Genomic DNA, 13757 nt, shown 5'->3' with positions numbered 1-13757 from the left:
CTAGTCGGTCGCGCCGAGATAGCCCAGCTGGCCGGCCTTGAATATCGTCTGTCCGCGATTGACACTGTTCAGCTTCTGCCCGGCCCGGTTCACATGATAACGGATCGTCGCGTGGCTGAGCGACAGGATCATGCTGATTTCCTTGTCAGTCTTGCCGATCGCGGCCCAGTGCAGGCATTCGGCTTCGCGCTTCGACAGGATGCAATTGGCCGGCATGCGGTGTTTCTCGCGCATGGCGAGGACATAGCCGGTGACGAACCGGCCGGTCACGATGCCGAAAAAGTCGGAATAGAGCCGATAGGCTTCGGTGAGATCGGTGATACCATGTTCAAGCGTTGAGAAGCTGACCGCAGCGATCTGCCCGAACGGCAGATGTACGGGAATGAGGATGTGCGATTTCGAAGTCTGGGACTGGGCGTAGAAATCCTTGAGATCGATCTTGTCGAGATATTCGTTCGGCCAATGTCCGTGAAAGCCCTCGGCGTTGCACCAGATCGGTTCGCTTTCGTAACGGCAGGCCCGGGGCAGGGGAGAGCTGAGCGCAAGACGGGTGTCTTCCCACCAGCGCTCGCCTTCGGCGACCCAGCCGAACACATCCTTGTTGATCAGATTGCCGTCCGCATCGACGAGATGCGCTTTGGACGAAATATCCGCCGAAACCGCAATCCGGAATCCATAGGATTGCGCGATTTTGTTAACCGCCTCCGCAGCGGGACGAATTTCCGCCGGATTGGTGATGGTAACACTGTCTACATCTTCCCGAAAACGTTTCCGTCCAATCTCGGGAATTTCGGCAATAAAATTCTCGGCCATCCAACACTACTCCTTGCGACGCTTATAATTATTCGCAGTGTGTCGCGTCGTTTGGTTTTGTAGTCAACCAAACATTCCTAACGATAGTGATAGGATGGGTAGAGACTTGTGGCCTTTGCTATTCGATCGTTCCGATCAGTTCGCCAACCGGATATTCCTCGCCGTCGGCCTGGATGATAATCTTCAGCTTTCCGCTGGCAGGGGATTCGACTTCCTGGGTCGATTTTTCGTTTTCCAGGGCGTAGATTTCCTGACCCGCCGTGACGTCGGCTCCGTCCTCGACCAGCCATTCCGCGAGGATCCCGGATTCCATGCTGAAGCCGAGTTTCGGTATTCTAATTTCAGTAGCCATTATATTTTACCCTAAGATTTTGTGCACTTCGCGTTCGATATCGTCCTGGCTGAACATCCAGGCCTTTTCGATCGCGGGAGAGAAAGGAACAGGCGCATAGCCGGAGCCGACGCGGCCCACGGGCGCCTTCAGTTCGGAGAAAAGTTCTTCATGAATGCGCGAGGATATTTCGGCACCCACACCAAAATTCCGGACCGCTTCATGAACGACGACCGCTGCCTTGGTCTTGGCGACGCTTTTCAGCACGGTTTCTTCGTCAAATGGCGCGATCGTGCGGAGGTCGACAATCTCGCACGAGATGCCATCTTCCGCCAGCTTCTCTGCCGCGGCGTGGCAGCGGCTGATGCTGCTGCCATAGCCGATCAGCGTGATGTCCGTGCCTTCGCGAGGAACCGATGCCTTGCCGAGCGGTACCACGTGGTCCGGTGCAGGGGCAGGGCCCTTGACGAAATAGCCTGGCGTATTCTCGATGAAGATCACCGGATTGGGATCCATGATCGAGGAATAGAGCAGACCATAAGCGTCAGCCGGATTGGAGGCTGCGACGACTTTCAGTCCGGGCACGTGCGCAAGCCACGCTTCCAGCATATCGCTATGCTGGCCACCAAGACCGGTACCGGCACCGGTGGTGGTGCGGATGGTCAGCGGGACGGTCGTCTGCCCGCCCGACATGAACCGCAGCTTGGCCGCGTGGTTGACGATCTGGTCCATGGCAACGGTGATGAAGTTCATCAGCATGATTTCCGCAACCGGCTTGTAGCCGACCATCGCGGAGCCCACTGCAGCGCCGACAATGGCCTGTTCGGAAATCGGGGTGGAACGCACGCGGTCGGTGCCGAATCGCTCGGACAGGCCGAGGGTGACCTTGAACACGCCGCCGCCTTGCTCGTCGGCGATGTCTTCGCCCATCAATATGACTTTGGGATCATCTTCCATCGCTTTGGCCATGGCCATGTTGCAGGCCTGGGCGAACATGATGTCTTTTGGTTTATCGCTCATGCTGCAATCTCCACGTCGAGGACATCGATGCGATATTCGTCGCCCGGAGGATAAGGTGTATCCAGCGCAAATTGTGACGCTTCTTCGATGATTGCGGCATTTTTCGCCTCAATCGCTGCAATATCGGCTTCGCTGATCTGCAGGTCGAGCAATTGCTGGCGCAGGATCGGCATCGGATCGTCCTTCTTCGCCTGCTCCATTTCCTCTTTCGGAATATAATGGCTGGTGTCGCCGAGCAGATGGCCGTGGAAGCGGAAGGTCATCGCTTCGATCAGGGTCGGTCCATGGCCGGCCCGCGCATATTCGACGGCTTCTTTCGCCGCAGCATACATGGCGCTGGCATCATTGCCGTTCACTTGGACCGAACGCATGCCCAGGCCTTCGCCGCGCTGCTTGATCGAATCCGAGCTGGTCGCAAATGCCATCGGCGTATGTTCAGAGTAGAGATTGTTCTGGCACAGGAAAATGACGGGCAGCTGCCAGATCTGCGCCATGTTCAGTCCCTCGTGAAAGGCACCAATATTGGTCGCGCCATCACCGAAGCAGCAGACCGTGACCTTGCCGTCCTTGTCCAGCTGGCTGGCTAGCGCGAGGCCGTTGGCAATAGGAATGCCGGACCCGACGATGCCGGTGGTCACCATCACTCCGGTTTCGGGATGGGTGATGTGCATCGGCCCGCCCTTGCCCTTGCAAGTGCCTGCCATCTTGCCGGCGAATTCGGCCCATAGGTCTTTCGAGGGGATGCCCTTGGCGAGCTGGTCGTGCAGGCCGCGATAGATCGTAACCAGATAATCTTCCTTGTTCACCGCGGCCATCATTGCCGACGAGACAACTTCCTGTCCGCGCACAGGATAATAGACGATTTGCAGTTGACCCGCTCCGATCATCTGACGGAATTTGATATCCGACTGCATGATCAGGTCGGCGCGGGTGAAAATATCGATGAGGACGTCTTTGTCCGCCATGTCACTATTGGCCAAGGCTTTGCTCCTTTGTAATGCGGCCCTCTGGAGGGGGCGCTTTCCTTAAAAACTTCATAGCGCGAGCGGCCCGACCCGCCACTATTGTTATAGGGAGTGAGCCGCGAACAGGCGAGCTCCGGACCGGACGATCTCTGTCCGGTACTATGGGGGAAAAGCGCCGGTCATGCGCGGAAAATATTTCCGCCAACGGCGCGTGACCGCTGTTTTAATCGATCAGCTATCAAAGCTGGCAGTTCGGTTGAGCGAAGAAATCCGTCTAACAAGATTTCAAGTCTTCCAATGGAGAGAAAAATGACCGACAACAGGCAATGGCTGATCAACGGACGTCCCAAGGGGCGCGGGCTGGTGGACGATGATTTCAAAAAGGTCGTCACCGAGGTTCCGGAATGCGCCGAAGGCCATGTGCTGGTGAAAAACGAGATATTGGGATTCGATCCGGCGCAAAAAGGCTGGATGGAGAATATTGGCGGCTATGTTGCGCCGACAGAGATCGGCGAGGTTATGCGCGGGTCCGGCATCGGCACCGTCATCGAATCACGTCATCCCGGCTATTCGGCTGGCGACAAGGTGATGGGAATGCTGCGCTGGCAGGATTATGCGCATGTGCCCGGCGGTGAATTGTGCAAGATTCCCGATGACGATCTTCTTGCGGCCAACCTGGGTGCGCTCGGCACGACCGGCATGACCGCCTATTTTGGCCTGCTGAAGCACGGCCGGCCCCAGCCCGGTGATATGGTTGTCGTGTCCGGCGCGGCTGGCGCGACCGGCTCGATGGTCGGGCAGATTGCCAAAATTGCCGGCTGCCGCACCATTGGCATCGCTGGCGGTGAAGAGAAATGCAAATGGCTGACCGACGAAGTTGGCTATGATGTGGCCATCGACTATAAGAATGACGATGTCCGGGCGAAGCTGAAGGAGCATTGCGCCCAGTCGATCAATGTCTTTTATGACAATGTCGGCGGCAAGATCCTGAACGACGCGCTGGCCCATATTGCCATGCATGCCCGCGTTGCGATCTGCGGTGGTATCTCCCGTTACGAACAGGGCGACATGCCGGCCGGTCCTGAAAATTACTTCAACCTGATCTTCAAGCGGGCCAGCATGTCGGGCTTTATTGTATCCGACTATGCAAGTGAATTTCCCGAAGCGCAAAAGCGCATGCGGCAGTGGATCAAGGAAGGCAGAATAACCTTCAAAGAAGATATCCAGGAAGGCTTTGACAATATTCCGGCCACATTGAAGCGGTTGTTCGCGGGCCAGAATTTCGGCAAGCAAATGCTCCGTCTGGACTGATGGTTAGGATGATATCGCTAACTAAATGCGCAGTGCCCGCATCATGCCGGCTGACATATGACATGGTTGTCACGAGAGGTTAAGTCATGAGCGATCTTGAAAATTTCCGCACGGAAGTGCGGGCATGGCTGCAGGAAAACTGTCCCGAGGAAATGCGCGACGGGGATATTACTGCCGAAAACCAGTGCTGGGGTGGGCGGCAATGGGAATTCCAGTCCGAAGCCCAGAAAGTCTGGTTCGAGCGGGCCTTGGCAAAAGGCTATACGGTACCGACCTGGCCCAAAGAATATGGTGGTGCCGGGCTTTCCGTGGACGAAGCCAAGATACTGGATGAAGAGCGGCAGGCTATCGATGCCCGCAAGCCGCTGAGCAATTTCGGTATCTCAATGCTCGGCCCCGCTTTGCTGGCTTATGGTACCCACGAACAGAAGGCGCAGCACCTAACCGCGATTGCGCGCGGCGAAATCCGCTGGTGCCAGGGCTATTCAGAGCCGGGGGCCGGTTCGGATCTCGCGTCGCTCAAGACCAAATGCGAGGACAAGGGTGATCACTGGCTGATCAACGGCCAGAAGATCTGGACCTCAAACGCCGATATTTCCGACTGGATATTCTGTCTGGTGCGGACCAATTTCGATGCGCCCAAGCACAAGGGCATCACCTTCATCCTCATGGACATGGCGAGCGAGGGGATCAGCGTGAAGCCCATCGTCCTCATTTCCGGCCATTCGCCCTTTTGCGAGACATTTTTCGACAATGTCAAAGTGCCGAAAAGCTATGGCGAGAATAATGCCTCTGTTGTCGGCGAGGTCAATCGCGGCTGGGATGTGGCGAAGAATCTGCTGGTGCACGAGCGCGGCATGCTCGGTACGATGTCGCCCTGCGCGGCACCAGCGGGCCGGAGAGCCTGGGCAAATATGCAGCCGAGAAAATCGGTCTCGATGCTTCCGGTCGTCTGGACGATCCCGCATTGCGCCAGAGCATCGCGCAGGCGGAGCTGGACAATTGGGCCTATAATCTGACGGTCGAGCGGCTCACGGACGAAGCCAATGCCGGCAATGGTCTGGGCGCGAAATCCTCGATGCTCAAATATGCTGCCTCGGAACTCACGAAGCGCGGTACCGAATTGCGTATGGACATAGAAGGCACGACTGCGGCCACCATCGGTGAAGATGGCATTGAATATGGCAGTCTGGCCAATAACTGGCTCTATAACCGGGCCTATTCGATCCTCGGCGGTACCACCGAAGTTCAATTTAACATCATTTCCAAGCGCGTCTTGGGATTGCCGAGCCAATAGGGCGAATTTGTCATGCCGTTGATACTGAGCGAAGAACAAGAAATGCTGCAGGATGCAGCAAACGGTTTTCTGGCCGAGAAAGCGCCCGTGTCCGCCTTCCGCAAGGTACGCGACAACAAGCCTGCGGACGGTTTCTGCCGGGAACTATGGTCCGAGATGGCGGAGATGGGCTGGGCCGGAATCATCGTCGAAGAAGAACATGGCGGCAGCGGCTTCGGCTATGTCGGTGCCGGGGTGCTGGCCGAACAGATGGGCCGCAATCTGACCGCCTCGCCTTTTTTCTCCACATCCGTTCTGGGCGCTACGGCGATCCAGCAATATGGGACGGAGAAACAGAAAGAGGAAAATCTGGCGGCGATCAGCAGCGGTGAAAAGCTCTATGCGCTGGCCGTGGACGAGGGCCCGCGGCACAATCCCAGCCGGATTGCTTTTCCGCCAAGCCGTCGGGCAACGGCTTCACTCTCTCCGGGGCCAAGACTTTTGTTGCCGATGGCCATGTGGCCGACAAGCTGATCATCGCGGCCCGTACTTCGGGAGAGCAGGGCGATCCGCAAGGCATCACGCTGTTTCTCGTGGACGCCAATGCGCCGGAAATCACGCGCGAATATACGCCGATGGTGGATAGTCGCAACGCTGCCAATATTTCGATCGACGGCCTCGAGGTTACCGGGGACGACATTTTGGGCGAACTGGATGGCGGCTATGGCGCGCTCGAGGGTATATTGTCGGCCGGCGTGCCGTGCTGAGCGCGGAAATGTCCGGTTCGGCCCAGCAGGTTTTCGGGGTGACTACCGACTATCTCAAGGAACGCGAGCAATTCGGCCAGAAAATCGGCTCTTTCCAGGGGTTGCAGCATCGGGCCGCCCATCTGGCAACCGAGATTGAAATGATGAAATCGGCGGTGCTCAAATCACTCAAGGATCTTGATGCGGATTTCGACAATGCCGGCATGACCTGTTCGCTGGCCAAGGCCAAGACCGGTCAGGTCGCCCAGCTGGCGACCAAGGAGGCCATCCAGATGCATGGCGGGATCGGCGTGACCGACGAATATGACGTCGGGCTGTATTTCAAGCGGGTCCATGTCGCCCAACAGATGTTTGGCGATGCTGGTTTCCACAGTGACCGCTGGGCAAAAATTCCGGTTTTTGATCGATTCTGGAGAGGTCTAGGCGGTCTTCACCGTAACATTGGCAGGTCCAAAATGCGCAGTCATCTTGTCGACTTTGCCGTCCGGGTTATACTCGAAAATATCGATGACTTCCACGACCAGAACCGCTCCGCCTTCCTGGTTGATCTCGGCGCGGAACGGAAAGGCCGCTGCTTTTGCCGAAATGCGCACGGGGCCGGTCAGTTCCACTTTCGCGCCGCCGGAAAAGGCATTGGTGTAAAATTGCAGGATATCGTCGCCACGCTTGGGCTCTGTGCCGGCCGGATCCTCGACCGCAGCGTCATCGGCATAGATTTCCATGACCGCGTGCATGTCGCCATCGTTGATCGCGGCCAGATACTGGTCGACAATTTGCTTCATATATTCCGGAGTGAGCATCATGCATCCTTTCGCATTGTAGATAGCGGGAACTAGAGCGCCGGGGCAGGATAAGCCTCTGCTGAATTTGATAGGGAGAAGAATATGTCGGGTCAATTGGAGGGGAAGGTTGCCATCGTCACCGGGGGAGCGTCCGGTATCGGAGCCGCGACGGTCGAGCGCTTTGTCCGGGAAGGCGCCAAAGTGCTGTCTACCGACGTACAGGAGGCCCTCGGCCAGTCGGTTGCGGAGGAAGCGGGCGCCTTGTTCATGGTGCAGGACGTTGCCGACGCGAAATCCTGGGACCGGGTGATGGAAAAGGCGCTCGGTGAATTTGGCCGGCTTGATATCTTGGTCAACAATGCCGGAATCGTGATCGGCAAGACTATCGAGGATGTCGATCTCGAATGCTGGCACCATTTGCTCGGCATCAACCTGACCGGGGTGATGCTCGGTTGCCAGAAGGCGATTGCCGCGATGAAAGCCAATCCCGGCGGCTCCTGTGGTTCGATTATCAACATCGCATCGACCAGCGCTTTCGCGGCTCTCCCCAGTGATGTGACATACACGGCTTCCAAAAGCGCAGTGCGCATGTTGTCCAAATCGGTGGCGGTCCATTGCGCGCAAGCGGGATTGAATATCCGCTGCAACAATCTCGTGCCCGGTGCGACCCATACGGGCATTATCGACACGGCCGCCAAAAGCGTTCCCGGGATGGTCGAAATGGCGGCCGCCATGTCGCCGTTGAACCGGATCGGGCAGGGCAGTGATCTGGCCGCTGCCGCGGTATATCTGGCCAGCGATGACAGCAGCTTCGTCACCGGTAGCGACCTGCTGGTCGATGGCGGCATGCTGGCGGTACATCCGGGCTATTGATACTGGTCTATCCTAGCCGTTTTGGCAGTTATTTGCCGCCCGCTTTCCCCCGTATAGGACTCGCATAAAAGGAGAGATCTTCGTGAGTGCACAACCGATTGCTGACAATCTGTTTACCGATGACATGAGCGCGCTATTGGGCGCGCGCAACAGGGAAACCGGTCAGATATTCTTTCCGCTGCCGTTGACTCCCGATGACAATATCGAGCCGGTGGCGCTCGGTACGGGCGGAACCGTCTGGACCTATACGGTCCAGCGATTTCCGCCCAAACCGCCCTATATCGGACCGACCGATCCGGAGAAATTCAAACCCTATGTGGTCGCCTATGTCAGCCTGCCGGGCCAGACGATGGTGGAATCGCGATTGACCGGTGTTGATCCGGATGATGTCCAAATCGGCATGGAGGTCGAGTTTACGGTGATCCCGCTGGATCCTGAAGCGCCGCCCGAAGAGCAGAAGCTCATCCATGCCTTCAAACCTGTCCAGGGAGAATAATCATGTCAGACGTTTGCATCGTAGGAGCAGGCATTCACCCGTTCGGCCGGACCGAAGGGCGCGATGGCATGGACCAGGGCATTTTCGCCGTACGGCAGGCGCTGGCCGACAGCGGCATCGAATGGAAAGATGTGGAGTTCGCTTTTGGCGGCTCGGCGGCTTCGGGCAGCGCGGACAATATGGTGTCGCAGCTGGGCCTGACCGGCATCCAGTTCATCAATGTCTCCAATGGCTGCGCAACCGGCGGATCGGCGCTCAATGCAGCGGTCAGCGCGATCAAGTCGGGTGAATATGAAATGGGCATGGCGGTCGGATTCGACAAACATCCGCGCGGTGCTTTCAACGCTGATCCGTCGGCTTACGGACTGCCAAACTGGTATGGTGAAGCCGGCTATATGCTGACCGTCCAGTTTTTCGGCGCGAAGATCATGCGCTATCTGCACGAGCATAATATCAGCCGTGAAACGCTGGGGCGGGTCGCCGAAAAGGCGTTCCGCAACGGTGTGAAAACCGATCACGCATGGCGACGCAGCGAAGTGGACCTCGACACGATCATGAACGCGCCGATGATCTGCGATCCGCTGACCAAATATATGTTCTGTTCACCGGCCGAAGGCGCCGTGGCGCTCATTCTCGCGAGCGAGAAAAAGGCGCGGGAACTAGGCGTGCCGATCATTCGCCTGAAGTCTTCGGTGATGCGGACCAGGCCTCCGGGTTCGTTCGAAGTATTTGCCGCATCGATCGACAACGAGCGTGGCGGCACCGCGACCGAAATCGCTTCCAAGGCTGCTTTCGAACAGGCCGGCATGGGCCCTGAAGATATTGATATCGCGCAATTGCAGGACACGGAGTCCGGCGCAGAAATCATGCATATGGCGGAAAACGGTTTCTGCAAGCCGGGCGATCAGGAACAGTGGTTGCTCGAAGGACGCAGCGATATCACCGGTGAATTGCCGATCAATACTGATGGTGGTTGCCTCGCCTGTGGCGAACCAATCGGCGCTTCCGGCTTGCGCCAGGTTTACGAGAATGTCGTGCAATTGCGGGGAACGGCGGGAGCGCGGCAGGTGCCGGGCGATCCGAAAACGGCCTATACGCAAGTCTATGGCGCGCCGGGCGTATCTGCCGTAACGATTCTCCAAAGATAGGAGATTCGATGACCAAAGATATTAGCGCCGAGGCGCATGACATGGCTGAACGGGTTGAGAAATTCGTTCGCGACAAGATTTTTGCTTTTGAAAAAGACGAGCGTTGCGAGGACCATGGTCCGACCGACGGTCTGGTGCAGGAAATGCGGGCATTGGCCAAAGAGGCCGGCGTTCTGACACCACATATCCGTGAGGATGGCAGCCATTTGACGCATCTGGAAACGGCGCTTGTTCTGCGCAAGTCCGGATTGTCGCCACTGGGTCCGCTGGCGGTAAACACGTTCGCGCCGGACGAAGGCAATATGTATCTGCTCGGCAAATGCGCCTCGCCGGAGCAGAAGGAGCGGTTCTTGGAGCCGCTCGTGTCCGGACGGGAACGCTCGGCCTTTTTCATGACCGAACCGGCCAGCGAAAATGGCGCGGGTTCTGACCCGATGATGATGCAGACGACCGCGAAGCCGGATGGCAACCATTGGGTGATCAATGGTCGCAAGACGTTCATCACCGGCGCCAAAGGCGCGAAGGTCGGGATCATCATGGCGAAGTCTGACGAAGGGGCTACCATGTTCCTCGTCGATCTTCCCGATCCTGCGATCAGGATCGAGCGCGTACTCGACACGATCGACAGCTCGATGCCGGGCAGCCATTCTGTGGTGCAAATCGACAATCTCCGCGTTCCTGCCGACCAGATGCTTGGCGAAAGCGGCGAAGGCTTCAAATATGCGCAAGTGCGTCTGTCGCCGGCGCGCCTGACCCATTGTATGCGCTGGCTCGGCTGCTGCGACCGGGCGCAGGAAATCGCCATCGACTATGCCTGCAAACGGCAGGCCTTTGGCAAGCCGCTTATCGACCATGAAGGCGTTGGTTTCATGCTGGCCCAGAACCAGATCGATCTGAAGCAGGCCGAACTGATGATCGACTGGTGCGCCACGGTGCTCGACACCGGTGCATTGGGAACAACCGAGAGCTCGATGGCAAAGGTTGCCGTTTCCGAAGCCTTGTTCCGCATCGCCGACAATTGCGTCCAGGTGATGGGCGGCACCGGCCTCAGCAAGGATACTGTCGTCGAACAGGTGTTCCGTGAAGTGCGCGCCTTCCGTGTCTATGACGGCCCGACCGAAGTCCACAAATGGTCGCTCGCCAAGAAAATCAAGAAATCCCACAAAATCGCGAACGAAGGATAATATATGACCAAGAACCGCAAATTCACGCTTGTCAGTCGCCCGGTAGGCGAGCCAAAGGAAAGCGATTTTGCGCTGGTCGAAGAAGACTTGCCGGAACTGTCCGACGGTTCGTTTCTGGTGCGCAACCATTATATCTCCCTCGATCCGGCCCAGCGCGGCTGGATGAGCGATGCGGAAAGCTATATGCCGCCGATTGCTTTGGGCGCTGCGGTCACGGCCAGCAGCGTCGGTCGGGTCGCCGAATCCAAAACCCGGATTTTCCAGTCGGACAATGGGTTGTCGGTCTTGGCGCGATGGAGGAATATTCGGTGGTGGAAGCCGGCGGTTTCACATCGCCAGTCGATGCCTCGCTGGTTCCGTCTCCGACCAATTTTCTGTCGGTACTCGGTGCGGTCGGGATGACCGCCTATTTCGGCATGATCGATGATGGCAAGCCCAAGGCAGGAGACACATTGCTGGTGACTGGTGCGGCCGGTGCGGTTGGTTCGCTGGTTGGCCAGATCGGCAAGATCAAGGGCTGCCGTGTTATCGGTATTGCTGGCGGCGCGGACAAATGCCGTCGCCTGACCGAAGATTATGGTTTCGATGCCGCCATCGATTATCGCGGCAAGAGCCAGGCCGAACTCGAAAAGGAAATTGCGGCGGCAGCGCCAGACGGTGTCGATATCATCTGGGAAAATGTCGGCGGTGAAATTCTTGACGCCGGGATTACCGCGATCAATGAATATGGCCGCGTCGTACTCTGCGGCCTGATCAGCGAATATAACAGCCCCGAACCCGTCGGTATTCGCAATCTCTGGTATCTGATCTCGCGTCAGGCGACGATCAAGGGCTTTCTGGTCCGCGATTATCCGCCACGTTTCGCCGAAGGCATTGCCGAAATGGGTAAATGGCTCGCCGAGGGCAAGATCAAGCATGACGAAGATATCGATAAGGGAATTGAGAACAGCTACGCTGCCTTCATGAAACTTTTCTCCGGGGCCAATCAGGGCAAGATGATCCTCGACGTTTCGCCGGAAGACTAAGGGAGAATTTCGCCATGGCCGACAGCAAGCAACAGGTGCTCGATTTTATCGATGCGTGGAACCGGCTGGATTATGACGCGATCTACGCGGCCATGGCGGACGATATTTTCTACCATAATATCCCGATGGAACCCTGTGTCGGCATCGATGCGGTGAAGGCCTTTTTTGACGGTTCGGGCATGGGCTCCGACGGCGCGGAATGGATCGTCCACCATATCGTTGCCGAGGGTCAGACCGTTCTCACCGAGCGGACCGACAAGTTCCGGATCAACGGGCAATGGATTGCCATCCGCGTTATGGGCACGTTCGAAATGCGCGACGGCAAGATCGCCAAATGGCGTGACTATTTCGATCTCGCGGAATTCCAGAACCAGATGGCGGCAGCCATGCGTGCCTCCGCCTCCTGATATCAGGCGGGCTTGTAGAGCACCCCGTTGTCGACCGGATATTCGCCGGCGGTCATGAAGCGGGATTCGTCGCTCGCCAGATAGACGCATAGAGCCGCAACATCATTGGGGTGGCCCAGCTCGCCGATCTTTATCATTCCGGTTGCCGGCGTTTCTCCGCCACCAGCGCCAACGGCTTCCTGACGCACCATCGGCGTATCAATGCCGGCGGGGTGGAGACTGTTGCAGCGGATCGGATAATCTTGTTCCTTGCAATGCAGGGCCACCGATTTGGTCATCGACCGCACGCCACCTTTGGCGGCGCTATAGGCGACAAAGGGCGAATAGCCCTGCAAGGCCGCCATCGAACTGAGGTTGATGATCGAACTGGGCTGGTCGTTGGATTTCATGGCCCGGACCGCGCTGCGGCACCCGAGGAACACGCCGTCGAGCATGACGGACGTCTGCTTGCGGAACAGTTCGAGCGAGCAATCCTCGATCGTGCCGGGAATGACCAGCCCGGCATTGTTGACCAGAATATGCGGCGCGCCGAAAGCGTCGGCCGTAGCCGCGAATATTACGTCCCAGCGCGCCTCATCGACAACATCCTGCTGCAGCGCGATGGCATTGGCACCGATCGCGTCCGCCACTTTTGTCGCGGCTTCGATATCAATATCGGTCAGAACGACTTGCGCGCCTTCTTTGGCAAATGTTTCACTGATCGCCTTTCCGAGACCGGAACCGGCGCCAGTTACGATTGCAATTTTTCCACTGAGGCGAGCCATTTTCTTTTCTCCGATTCTGAATTCCTGGCGCCTATAGGCGGGGAGTTTCCGGTCGACGCAATCCCTATTATCGTTAGCATTATCGCTAGGGCCGTTGCCGTTTGGCTGCGTGAAACGTACAATTGTTGCGCAAAAACACAGTTCTCCGTATTTGCTATCAAATTGGCTAGCAGAGCGATCCGAAACTGCGGCTTAAGATAATCCCACAATAAGGCGGAAAAACCGCCAAAAATTGGAAAGGTACCGACGGATCAGGTCGGACCATTTTGGGAGAGAGTAATGACCAGATATCCGCTACGCCACAAATCCGTCCTGAAATCCAGAGCGATCCGATCGCTTTTGCTGGGTTCTGCCGCCGCGACCGCCTGTGCGGGTCTCGCGTCGCCGGCATTGGCTCAGGATTCCGACGAGATCGACGAGTCTACGGTAATTACGGTTATCGCGCGCAAACAGACTGAAACATTGCAGGAAGTCCCAGTAACCGTAACTGCAATCGGCAGCGATACGCTGGAAAAATATCAGGTCAATGAAATTGCCGATGTGGTCAGCCGCGTGCCCGCGCTGAACGTGCAGGTTGGCGGCTCCGGTTCGGGCG

15 protein-coding genes and 4 pseudogenes are annotated in these 13757 nt (G+C 57.3%); 13 read left to right on the top strand and 6 right to left on the bottom strand.

The window, feature by feature from the left end; all coding sequences use genetic code 11:
- From C8024_RS13520 to C8024_RS13505, 4 genes are all read right to left on the bottom strand, one after another.
- Positions 1-813: a helix-turn-helix transcriptional regulator gene (locus C8024_RS13520; protein WP_100092758.1), complete on the bottom strand. Its 813-nt coding sequence runs from the start codon at positions 811-813 to the stop codon at positions 1-3.
- Positions 814-931: 118 nt separating this feature from the next.
- Positions 932-1165 (bottom strand): biotin/lipoyl-containing protein, encoded by a 234-nt coding sequence (locus C8024_RS13515; protein WP_067197704.1) that lies wholly within the window; start codon positions 1163-1165, stop codon positions 932-934.
- A gap of 6 nt (positions 1166-1171) precedes the next feature.
- The gene (locus C8024_RS13510) at positions 1172-2164 is read right to left on the bottom strand and encodes an alpha-ketoacid dehydrogenase subunit beta (RefSeq protein ID WP_173206079.1); all 993 of its coding nucleotides are present in this window, start codon (positions 2162-2164) and stop codon (positions 1172-1174) included.
- Positions 2161-3144 carry a thiamine pyrophosphate-dependent dehydrogenase E1 component subunit alpha gene (locus C8024_RS13505; RefSeq protein WP_254305916.1) on the bottom strand — a complete coding sequence of 328 codons (984 nt, stop codon included), beginning with the start codon at positions 3142-3144 and terminating at the stop codon, positions 2161-2163. The genes C8024_RS13510 and C8024_RS13505 overlap by 4 nt, the downstream gene beginning before the upstream one ends.
- Positions 3145-3438: 294 nt before the next feature.
- Here C8024_RS13505 and C8024_RS13500 point away from each other — a divergent pair, with 294 nt between their 5' ends.
- From C8024_RS13500 to C8024_RS23535, 5 genes and pseudogenes are all read left to right on the top strand, one after another.
- Positions 3439-4440 (top strand): NADP-dependent oxidoreductase, encoded by a 1002-nt coding sequence (locus tag C8024_RS13500; protein WP_173206076.1) that lies wholly within the window; start codon positions 3439-3441, stop codon positions 4438-4440.
- An 86-nt stretch (positions 4441-4526) separates the two neighbouring features.
- A pseudogene (locus tag C8024_RS13495) lies at positions 4527-5737 on the top strand (acyl-CoA dehydrogenase family protein).
- A 12-nt stretch (positions 5738-5749) separates the two neighbouring features.
- On the top strand, positions 5750-6250 hold the full coding sequence (locus C8024_RS20330; protein ID WP_217272194.1) for an acyl-CoA dehydrogenase family protein: 501 nt from the start codon (positions 5750-5752) through the stop codon (positions 6248-6250).
- Positions 6232-6483, top strand: a pseudogene (locus C8024_RS20325) (acyl-CoA dehydrogenase); the annotation flags it as partial. The gene C8024_RS20330 and the pseudogene C8024_RS20325, both read left to right, overlap by 19 nt.
- Before the next feature lie 8 nt (positions 6484-6491).
- Positions 6492-6785: pseudogene (locus C8024_RS23535) on the top strand (acyl-CoA dehydrogenase family protein); the annotation flags it as partial.
- A gap of 117 nt (positions 6786-6902) precedes the next feature.
- Here C8024_RS23535 and C8024_RS13485 read toward each other — a convergent pair.
- Complete coding sequence (locus C8024_RS13485; RefSeq protein ID WP_173206170.1) at positions 6903-7286, bottom strand: nuclear transport factor 2 family protein; 384 nt, start codon at positions 7284-7286, stop codon at positions 6903-6905.
- 81 nt (positions 7287-7367) lie between these two features.
- Here C8024_RS13485 and C8024_RS13480 point away from each other — a divergent pair, with 81 nt between their 5' ends.
- From C8024_RS13480 to C8024_RS13455, 7 genes are all read left to right on the top strand, one after another.
- The gene (locus tag C8024_RS13480; protein WP_173206073.1) at positions 7368-8138 is read left to right on the top strand and encodes an SDR family NAD(P)-dependent oxidoreductase; all 771 of its coding nucleotides are present in this window, start codon (positions 7368-7370) and stop codon (positions 8136-8138) included.
- A gap of 82 nt (positions 8139-8220) precedes the next feature.
- Entirely contained in the window at positions 8221-8634 is a 414-nt protein-coding gene (locus C8024_RS13475; RefSeq protein ID WP_367947343.1) for a Zn-ribbon domain-containing OB-fold protein, read from the top strand.
- A complete protein-coding gene (locus C8024_RS13470) occupies positions 8634-9782 on the top strand; it encodes a thiolase family protein (protein ID WP_206170085.1) in 1149 nt (382 codons plus the stop codon). Before C8024_RS13475 ends, C8024_RS13470 begins: the two co-directional genes overlap by 1 nt.
- Before the next feature lie 8 nt (positions 9783-9790).
- Positions 9791-10966, top strand: a complete 1176-nt coding sequence (locus C8024_RS13465; RefSeq protein ID WP_100092751.1) for an acyl-CoA dehydrogenase family protein — start codon at positions 9791-9793, stop codon at positions 10964-10966.
- A 3-nt stretch (positions 10967-10969) separates the two neighbouring features.
- Positions 10970-11368 carry a hypothetical protein gene (locus tag C8024_RS23530; protein WP_367947342.1) on the top strand — a complete coding sequence of 133 codons (399 nt, stop codon included), beginning with the start codon at positions 10970-10972 and terminating at the stop codon, positions 11366-11368.
- Positions 11260-11991 carry a zinc-binding dehydrogenase gene (locus tag C8024_RS13460; RefSeq protein ID WP_367947341.1) on the top strand — a complete coding sequence of 244 codons (732 nt, stop codon included), beginning with the start codon at positions 11260-11262 and terminating at the stop codon, positions 11989-11991. Before C8024_RS23530 ends, C8024_RS13460 begins: the two co-directional genes overlap by 109 nt.
- Before the next feature lie 14 nt (positions 11992-12005).
- Positions 12006-12398 (top strand): limonene-1,2-epoxide hydrolase family protein, encoded by a 393-nt coding sequence (locus C8024_RS13455; protein ID WP_173206070.1) that lies wholly within the window; start codon positions 12006-12008, stop codon positions 12396-12398.
- A 2-nt stretch (positions 12399-12400) separates the two neighbouring features.
- Here the strand turns inward: C8024_RS13455 and C8024_RS13450 are convergent, their stop codons facing one another.
- A complete protein-coding gene (locus C8024_RS13450; RefSeq protein ID WP_173206067.1) occupies positions 12401-13162 on the bottom strand; it encodes an SDR family oxidoreductase in 762 nt (253 codons plus the stop codon).
- A 279-nt stretch (positions 13163-13441) separates the two neighbouring features.
- On the opposite strand from C8024_RS13450, the pseudogene C8024_RS13445 reads away from it, so the two are divergent.
- Positions 13442-13757: pseudogene (locus C8024_RS13445) on the top strand (hypothetical protein); the annotation flags it as partial.

The organism is Sphingopyxis sp. BSNA05 (assembly GCF_013265645.1).
GTDB lineage: Bacteria > Pseudomonadota > Alphaproteobacteria > Sphingomonadales > Sphingomonadaceae > Parasphingorhabdus.
The sequence above is the reverse complement of the archived record's forward strand: the minus strand, read 5'-3'. Positions and strand labels throughout refer to the sequence as shown.

Coding starts and splice junctions, on each gene's coding strand:
- C8024_RS13485 (WP_173206170.1), bottom strand. CDS start 7,286: ATGATGCTCACTCCGGAATATATGAAGCAAATTGTCGACCAGTATCTG.
- C8024_RS13510 (WP_173206079.1), bottom strand. CDS start 2,164: ATGAGCGATAAACCAAAAGACATCATGTTCGCCCAGGCCTGCAACATG.
- C8024_RS13450 (WP_173206067.1), bottom strand. CDS start 13,162: ATGGCTCGCCTCAGTGGAAAAATTGCAATCGTAACTGGCGCCGGTTCC.
- C8024_RS13515 (WP_067197704.1), bottom strand. CDS start 1,165: ATGGCTACTGAAATTAGAATACCGAAACTCGGCTTCAGCATGGAATCC.
- C8024_RS13520 (WP_100092758.1), bottom strand. CDS start 813: ATGGCCGAGAATTTTATTGCCGAAATTCCCGAGATTGGACGGAAACGT.
- C8024_RS23530 (WP_367947342.1), top strand. CDS start 10,970: ATGACCAAGAACCGCAAATTCACGCTTGTCAGTCGCCCGGTAGGCGAG.
- C8024_RS13460 (WP_367947341.1), top strand. CDS start 11,260: ATGGAGGAATATTCGGTGGTGGAAGCCGGCGGTTTCACATCGCCAGTC.
- C8024_RS13465 (WP_100092751.1), top strand. CDS start 9,791: ATGACCAAAGATATTAGCGCCGAGGCGCATGACATGGCTGAACGGGTT.
- C8024_RS13500 (WP_173206076.1), top strand. CDS start 3,439: ATGACCGACAACAGGCAATGGCTGATCAACGGACGTCCCAAGGGGCGC.
- C8024_RS13455 (WP_173206070.1), top strand. CDS start 12,006: ATGGCCGACAGCAAGCAACAGGTGCTCGATTTTATCGATGCGTGGAAC.
- C8024_RS13480 (WP_173206073.1), top strand. CDS start 7,368: ATGTCGGGTCAATTGGAGGGGAAGGTTGCCATCGTCACCGGGGGAGCG.
- C8024_RS20330 (WP_217272194.1), top strand. CDS start 5,750: ATGCCGTTGATACTGAGCGAAGAACAAGAAATGCTGCAGGATGCAGCA.